7 protein-coding genes are annotated in these 7609 nt (G+C 74.6%); 6 read left to right on the forward strand and 1 reads right to left on the reverse strand.

The genetic code is table 11. From position 1 onward, the window contains the following. Window positions 1-10: 10 nt before the first annotated feature. A complete protein-coding gene (locus ACILSK_RS10650; RefSeq protein ID WP_395727122.1) occupies window positions 11-670 on the reverse strand; it encodes a LuxR C-terminal-related transcriptional regulator in 660 nt (219 codons plus the stop codon). 198 nt (window positions 671-868) lie between these two features. Between ACILSK_RS10650 and cydD the strand changes: the two genes are divergently transcribed. From cydD to ACILSK_RS10680, 6 genes are all read left to right on the forward strand, one after another. Next, window positions 869-2599 carry a thiol reductant ABC exporter subunit CydD gene (gene cydD, locus ACILSK_RS10655; RefSeq protein ID WP_395727123.1) on the forward strand — a complete coding sequence of 577 codons (1731 nt, stop codon included), beginning with the start codon at window positions 869-871 and terminating at the stop codon, window positions 2597-2599. Then, window positions 2593-4344, forward strand: a complete 1752-nt coding sequence (cydC, locus tag ACILSK_RS10660; RefSeq protein WP_395727124.1) for a thiol reductant ABC exporter subunit CydC — start codon at window positions 2593-2595, stop codon at window positions 4342-4344. The genes cydD and cydC overlap by 7 nt, the downstream gene beginning before the upstream one ends. A 71-nt stretch (window positions 4345-4415) precedes the next feature. Beyond that, window positions 4416-4769 carry a BlaI/MecI/CopY family transcriptional regulator gene (locus ACILSK_RS10665; RefSeq protein WP_395727125.1) on the forward strand — a complete coding sequence of 118 codons (354 nt, stop codon included), beginning with the start codon at window positions 4416-4418 and terminating at the stop codon, window positions 4767-4769. After that, window positions 4766-5728, forward strand: coding sequence for a M56 family metallopeptidase (locus ACILSK_RS10670; RefSeq protein WP_395727126.1), 963 nt, complete (start codon window positions 4766-4768; stop codon window positions 5726-5728). The genes ACILSK_RS10665 and ACILSK_RS10670 overlap by 4 nt, the downstream gene beginning before the upstream one ends. A gap of 120 nt (window positions 5729-5848) precedes the next feature. Further along, a complete protein-coding gene (locus ACILSK_RS10675; RefSeq protein ID WP_395727127.1) occupies window positions 5849-6868 on the forward strand; it encodes a hypothetical protein in 1020 nt (339 codons plus the stop codon). Beyond that, window positions 6865-7143 carry a WhiB family transcriptional regulator gene (locus ACILSK_RS10680; protein ID WP_395727128.1) on the forward strand — a complete coding sequence of 93 codons (279 nt, stop codon included), beginning with the start codon at window positions 6865-6867 and terminating at the stop codon, window positions 7141-7143. The genes ACILSK_RS10675 and ACILSK_RS10680 overlap by 4 nt, the downstream gene beginning before the upstream one ends. Window positions 7144-7609: the final 466 nt, after the last annotated feature.

A 7609-nucleotide genomic window follows, 5' to 3' on the forward strand; every position in this document is an offset into this window, starting at 1 on the left:
GCGGGTCGGGTCAGCGCAGGACCCCCGCGCGCATCGCGACCGCCACCTGGTGCGAGCGTTCGCCGGTGCCGAGCTTGCGGCTGATCCGGGAGAGGTGGCTCTTGACGGTGAGGGCGGACAGGGACAGCGATTCGGCGATCCACTTGTTGGACCGTCCGTCGGCGACCAGCCGCAGCACTTCCAATTCACGGGCGGTCAGCCGGCCGAGCCGGCCGGGCAGGTCGGGGTCGATCCGGCCCGGGTGGCCGCGCAGGACGCCGGTGGCGCCGGCAGCGACGGCCTTGAGCAGCGGTGCCGGATCGGGGGACAGGGCCAAGACGATCACCCGGGACCACGGCACCCGGGCCAGCTCGCCGATCAACCGTGGCGTGTCGGCACCGAAGCCCAGGCTGACCAGTGCGAGGTGGCCGCCCGGCCCGTCGGCGATCAGGGAATCCACCGCATCCACGGTGTCGGCCTGGACCACCCGGGCGGCGCCCGCGGCGGCCAGTGCGGCGGTCAGACGCTCCCGGCTGTCCTTCAGGGGGTCGGCGACCAGCGCCACCATGGCGCCGCCACCGCCGAACGCCGCGGACCGCCCGGAGCGGTCGAGCACGGCCGGGACACGCTGCCGGGGGACCAACTCGGGTCGTCGGTCGACCGATGTGGGCCGCCGGACGTCCATCCTCATGTCACCGAACGTGTCGACCACCGATGCTCCCCTGACTCGCCGTCACTCCCACAGGCCCGGTGACGGGCCCGCGCCGACTTCTCGCGGTGAGTTACCCGACAACGATCGGGTCGAAACGGCGGTGCCCACCCGGACGAGTGCGGCGGTCCGGGCCGGCGACGGCCGCCCACTGTCGGTCCCCTCTGTTTCACTGGTGCCGTGAGACCCCTCGACCCCCGACTCACCCGGTACGCGTCCGGCGTTCGCCGGCTGCTGGTGGTCTCCGTCGCCCTCGGGCTGGCCTCGGCGGTCGTCGTCGTCATCCAGGCCGTGCTGATCGCCGGCCTGCTGGCCGAGGTGATCATCGGCGGGACCGCGCCCGCGGACCTGGCCGGCCGGCTGGGGGCGTTGGCCGCCGTGATCGCGGCGCGGGCGGCGCTGGCCTGGGCCGCGGAGGAGACGGCCGGCCGCAGCGCCACCACCGTCACCGCGGGGCTGCGCCGCGACCTGCTGGTGCACGCCGCGGCCCTGGGCCCGCGGTGGCGCTCCGCGGAGCACGGCGGCCGGCTGGCCGTGCTGGCGACCACCGGGGTCGAGTCGTTGCACACCTATCTGGCCAGGTACCTGCCGCAGTTGGTGCTCTCGGTGGTCGTGCCCGTCGTCATGTTGATCTACCTGTTCGGCGCCGACCTGACCAGCGGCATCATCGTGCTCGTCACGCTGCCGTTGATCCCGTTGTTCATGGCGCTCGTCGGCTGGTACACCGACCGGCAGACCCGGGCCAAGTGGGCCAGCCTGGCCCGGCTGGCGACGCACTTCACCGACGTGGTCGCGGGCCTGCCGACCCTGAAGGTGTTCGGCCGGGCCAAGGCGCAGGCCGAGGCGGTGCGCCGGGTGACCGACGACTACCGGCGCTCGTCAATGGTGACCCTGCGGGTGGCGTTCCTGTCCTCGATGATCCTGGAGCTGCTCGCCTCGTTGTCGGTCGCGCTGGTGGCCGTCGCGATCGGGCTGCGCCTGGTCTACGGCGACCTGACGCTTCAGGTCGGGCTGGCGGTGCTGATCCTGGCGCCCGAGGCGTACCTGCCGCTGCGCCAGCTCGGCACGCAGTTCCACGCGGCCGCGGACGGCGTCGAGGCGGCCGGCCGGGTGCTCGATGTGCTCGAGACCCGGCCACCGACGGTCGGCACCCGCCAGGACGTGACCGCACCGATCGGCCTGACCCTGGATGCGGCCGCGGTCGGTTCGCCCGGGGAACGGGGCGCGGTCGGCCCGTTGACGATGGACCTGCCGGCCGGGCAGATCACGGTTGTCACCGGGCCCAGCGGGGCGGGCAAGACCACGCTGCTACAACTCATCGCCGGGGTGGTGCGGCCCGATTCGGGCGCCGTCCTCGTCCGGTCCGGGACCGGGGACGAGGTGCCGGTGGCCGACATCGAGCCCGGGTGGTGGCGGTCCCGCCTGGGATGGGCGGCCCAGGGTGGGGCGCTGCAGTCCGGCACCATTCGGGAGAACCTGGCGCTGGGCAGCCCGGACGCGGACGACGGGGCGCTGCGGGCGGCGCTGGAGGCAGTCGACGCGGCCGGGTTCGTCGACGCTCTGCCGGCCGGCTGGCAGCACCGGCTCGGCGACGGTGGATCGGGGCTGTCCCAGGGGCAGCGGCAGCGGCTGACCCTCGCCCGGGCGCTCGCCCGGCCGGTCCCGGTGCTGCTGCTGGACGAGCCGACGGCGGCGCTGGACGAGGCCACCGAGCAGCGGGTGTTGGCCGGTATCCGTCGGCTCGCCGCCGGGCGGACGGTCGTGCTGGTCACCCATCGGCCCGGCCCGATCGCCCTGGCCGATCAGGTCGTCCGGCTGGGCGCGGACGGCGGCGACGACGCGTTCGGTGGCCCGGGCGGAGATGGGCCGGCCGAACCGGCGTTGGCGACCACGGCGGTGAACCCGTGGTGACCGAGGCGGCGACGGCGCCCGGTGGTGCGACGGCCGACACCGGGCCGGCTCCGGACGGTCCGGCCGTCCGGGCCCGGACGGCGCACCCGATCGTGCGCCTGTGGGGGCAGGCCCGCGGGGTGCGCCTGCGGCTGCTCGGCGCGGCCGTCGTCGGTGCCCTCGCCTCCGGGTGTGCCGTCGCGCTGATGGCCACCTCCGCCTGGCTGATCGCCCGGGCCGCGCAGCAACCCCCGGTGCTGTACCTGATGGTGGCCGTGGTGTCCGTGCGGGCCCTCGGCATCGGCCGCGGCGTGCTGCGCTATGTCGAGCGACTGATCTCGCACGACGCCGCCTTCCGGGTGCTCGGCGGCATCCGCGAGCGCTTCGTCGCGCACCTGGCGGAGATCGCTCCCGCCGCGCTGCCGCTGTGGCGGCGCGGCGACCTGCTGGCCCGCACGGTCGACGATGTCGACGACGCCGGGGATGCGTTCCTGCGCGGGTTGCTGCCGCTCGCCGGGGCGGCGCTGGTCGGCGCCGGCACCATCGTGCTGTCCTACCTGATCCTGCCGGCGGCGGGGATCGCGCTGGCGGTGGCGCTGGCCGTCGCCTGTGTGCTGCTCCCGGTGCTGCGCGCCCGGCAGTCGGCGCGGGTCGAGTCGCGCTCGGTGCAGCTGCGGGCCGACCGCACCCGCCTGGTCAGCGAGCTGCTCGACGATCTGCCCGAACTCACGGTGTCGGGCGCCCTGCCCGCGCGGCTGGGCGAACTCGACCGGATCGAGGCCGAGCACCGTCGGGTCGCGGCCCGCTCGGCTCGGGCGGGCGGGGTCGCCGCGGCGATCGCCGTCGCCGCGATGGGGGCGGCGGTCTGGGTGGCCATCTGGTTCGGCGTGCCCGCGGTCCTCGATCAGGACCTGAACCCGGTGTTGCTGGCCGTCGTCGTGCTCACCCCGCTGGCCCTGACCGACGTCGTGCAGGCGGTCGGGCTCGCCGGCAGTGCCCTGAACCGGGCGACCGCGGCGTTGCGCCGGCTGTTCGCCGTGATGGATACGCCGGCCGTCACTGCGCCGGCCCCCGCGCGCCCGGCCCCGTTGCCGGATCCGCCCGGCGGCCCGACGATCCGGCTGCGCGGGGTCGCCGCCCGTTGGCCCGGGGCGGACCGGGATGCATTGACCGGCATCGACCTCGACCTGGTCCCCGGCCGGCGGATCGTGGTCGTCGGCGAGTCCGGTTCCGGCAAGTCGACCCTGATCGCCGTCCTGCTCGGGTTCCTCACCCCGACGGCCGGGCGGATCACGGTCGACGGGGTGGACGCCGCCACCCTCGACCCGGACACGATGCGCACCCTGTTCGCCTGGTGCGATCAACGCGCCTACCTGTTCGATTCGACGGTGCTGGAGAACGTCCGGCTGGCCCGTCCGGACGCGACCGAGGCCGAGATCGCGGCGGCCCTGGACGCCGCCGGGGCCGGCCCGTGGTTGGACGGCCTGCCGCTGGGGATGAACACCCGGGTGGGCGAGCACGGCCGGGGAGTCTCCGGCGGTGAACGGCAGCGGGTGGCGTTGGCCCGGGCGATCCTGGCCGACCGACCGGTGCTGCTCGCCGACGAGCCGGCCGCGCACCTCGACGCGGCCACCGCCCGGCTGGTGACCGACCGGATCCTGCGGCCGGACCCGGCCCGATGCGTCCTGCTGGTGACCCACCACGGTCCGGATGAGGTCCTGGCCGACGATGTCGTCCGACTGGCCGACGGCCGCCGGATCGGGTGAGCCGCCGTCCCGGGCAGTCGGCACCGACACCCGGGACAATGGGCGGTGTCAGGACGTGGAGGAGAGTGCGGATGGCGGCCAGAGGCGAGCTGGAGAAGGCCGTCGTCGACGTGCTCTGGGACGGCGGCGAACCGATGACCGCGCGCGCCGTCGTCGACGCGCTGCCCGGTCGGGAACTGGCCGTCACCACGGTGCTGACCGTGCTCTCCAGGCTGGAGGCCAAGGGCCTGGTCCGGCGATCCCGGGACGGGCGCGCCCACTTCTACGAGGCGACCGCCGGCCGTGAGGAACACCTGGCCACCCTGATGCGGCAGGTACTGGACGGGGCGGCCGACCGGGACGCGGCACTGACCCGGTTCGTCGGCGGCATCAGCGAACAGGATCAGGACGCGCTGCGGCGCGCGCTCGACGGCCCGGACCAGTGACCGCGGCCGGCACCGAGCGGCTGCCGATCACGGTCGCCGGGTGCCTGCTGATCGCGCTGGGCCTGGCGCTGGCGGCGCCGGTCAGCATCGCACTGGCGCGGGCGCGCTGGACCCGGCGGGCACCCGGCTGGTCGCTGCTGCTGTGGCAGGCGGTCTGCCTCGCGGCCGGGTTCTCGGTGGTCGCCGGGCTGGCCCTGCTGGCCGTCGAACCGGCCGGGTACACGCTCGTCGGCGCCGGTCTGCACTGGTGGTCGTCGCTGCTCGCCGGTGAGCTCAGCGCGTGGCGGGCGGCCTGCGGGCTGCTGTCGCTGGCCATCACGGTCGTGCTGCTGGCGAGCCTGACCCGGACCGCCTGGCGGACGGTGTCGCGGCGGCGCCTGCACCGGCAGATGGTGGATCTGTTGAGCCGGCCGATCACGGCTCGGGTCCCGCTGGGGGCCGGATGCCAGGTGCGGCTGATGGATCACCGCAGCGCGGTCGCCTACACGCTGCCGGGTCTGCACGCCCGGCTGGTGGTGTCGACCGGTTTGGTGGATCTGCTGACCGCGGCCGAACTGACTGCCGTGGTCGAGCACGAGCGGGCCCACCTGCGGGCCCGGCACGACATCCTGATCATGCCGTTCCAGTCCTGGGTGGCCGCGTTCGGCCGGGTGCGCGGGGTCCGGGAGGCGGGCCGATCGGTGGGCGAGCTGACCGAGATGCTGGCCGACGACGTCGCCGCCGCCCGGTCCGCCCCCGACGTGCTGGCCTCGGCACTGGCCCGGGTCGCCCTCGAGGGACGGTGCGGAGCGGTCGGGGCGTCGGCCTGGTCGGTCGCGACGCCCACCACCTGCATCACCGACCGGGTCCGCCGGCTGCGGCATCCCGACCCGTTGCCGTCGGTCGCCCGGACCGTCATCGTGGTGGTGGCCGCAGCGCTGCTGGCCGTCCCACCGACGGTGCTCACCCTCACCTGGTGACGCGGTCTACTCCAGGTAGTCGCGCACTCTCCGGTCGCCAGCGTTGTGCGCGACCAGCGGATATGCCCGCAGATCACGAGCGTTGTGGGGGCAAATATCCTGCAGTAGGGGGAGCCCCGAATGCCCACAAATCCGATCCGTCAGCTCGACTTCGATGCCGCGGTGCGCGAGGTGGTGGCCCGCGCCGACCGTCCGAGCGACGTCAACCGTCTGGTCGCCGCCGCGGTGCGACTCCGCGGTTCGAGCCTGGCCCTGCACGACGCGAACCCGACGCCCGCAGCCAGCGAACCCGGCGTCCGAACGACCGAGCTGGGCGTCCTCGCGGCGGCGTCAGAGCTGGCCGGCGGCCGGGCGTCACAGAACCGGGTGATCGAGGCGCACGAGGCGCTCGTCGCTGCCCGCTCGTGTTCGCCAGGCCCGCGGCCGGACGCTGACCAGACCGGACGTCGCTGGACGCTCGACGACGGACCGATCGAAGGCGTCAGCCTGACCCTGCCCGACTCGGCCGGCGACGAAAGCGCCACGGTGTGGCTGGACCTACCCGCCGACTCGGCCATGTTCCCCGATCAGGCCGGGCTTGGCGTCGACCAGGCCGCACAGCTCGCCGACCGGCTGCACGACGCGGTGGCCGCCGCGCGCACCCTGCGCCACACCTGGGCGGCCCAGCCCGGCCCGGCGCCGACCTGTGACGTCGAACCGTGGTGCACCGGCACGCACGGCGAGCACCAACCCGACGTGCGCGACACCTGGACGCCCAGGCTGCACACCCGGCGCCTACCGTCCGGCCGCGTCACGCTCGGGCGGATGGAGCTGGCCGCCGCGGAGCAGCCTGGGCAGCCCGGCGACCAGGACACGGTGATCTGGCTCGGCCGGCCCGGCTCCGACGTCGACGATGAGCTGACCATCGACGAAGCCGCCGAGCTGGCCGCCGATCTCGCGGCAGGCGTCCGCCTGGCTCGCGGCGCCGCCACGACGGTGCCGTGCACGTTCTGCGGCCGGCGCCTCACCGGCCGGGAGCTGGTCGACCATCTGCCCACCCACTACGAGGTCAACGACGGGCTGGGCGGGTGGACGCCGGCCATGCTGGACCGGCTCGGCGTCATGGTCGACGACCAGGCGGACGAGCGGGGCGACCAGTGAGCCGGGCCGACCAGGTCGCGGCCCTGCACGCCGACCTGGTCGGCGCCGTGCAGCAGTTGGCCGACTCCGTGCCCTGCCTGGGCCGCGACGAGTGGCTGTCCGACGACGTCGTGGTGCGCCTCCAGGCCGTCGCGGAGTGTGGCGCCTGTCCGGTGCGCGCGCTGTGCGGCCGGTATGCGACGGTGGCCGGCGAGAAGGCCGGCGTGTGGGGCGGCAAGGACAGGCAGGGCACCGGGCGCCCGGTGGGCCGACCACGAAGGGGGAACGCAGCATGACTGGACCGCGAGTGTTTGGAGTGCCTCCAGGCAGCCCGCCCGGCACGGAGCCCACGAACCAGGGGTACCTCACGTACTACGACTGGTACGACGGGCGGTCCAGCGTGTGGGTGCTCTCGTTGCCGGCCGGGCGGCGCGCGGATCCTGGACCGTCCAGGGGACGCCGAATGGCTGAGACAGCAGGACCTACTGCCGCCGGACGCATGACGCCCATCGAGCGGGCCGCGTCCATCATCGCTGCGGCCCGCGCGGAGTCTGCGCGGCTGTCGCCCAGGGACGCCGCACGCCTGGCCCACCATGCCGGTGGGCCAGGCGTGGACGAGCTGGAGCGTCGCATTTTGGCGCGCCGTCAGCGCGAGGCCGCCCAAGAATAGCGCCGGGGAGCGCCGAAACGAACAAAAAGGCCCCCGCGGGATGACCAATTCGAGGTCATTTCGCGGGGGCCTTTTTGTGTCCCCCCACACGA

The organism is Nakamurella sp. (genome assembly GCF_044224575.1).
GTDB lineage: Bacteria > Actinomycetota > Actinomycetes > Mycobacteriales > Nakamurellaceae > Nakamurella.

What these genes read in the sequence shown, in the direction of transcription:
- ACILSK_RS10650 (WP_395727122.1), bottom strand. Translation starts at nt 670, where the DNA reads ATGAGGATGGACGTCCGGCGGCCCACATCGGTCGACCGACGACCCGAG.
- ACILSK_RS10665 (WP_395727125.1), top strand. Translation starts at nt 4,416, where the DNA reads ATGGCGGCCAGAGGCGAGCTGGAGAAGGCCGTCGTCGACGTGCTCTGG.
- ACILSK_RS10675 (WP_395727127.1), top strand. Translation starts at nt 5,849, where the DNA reads ATGCCCACAAATCCGATCCGTCAGCTCGACTTCGATGCCGCGGTGCGC.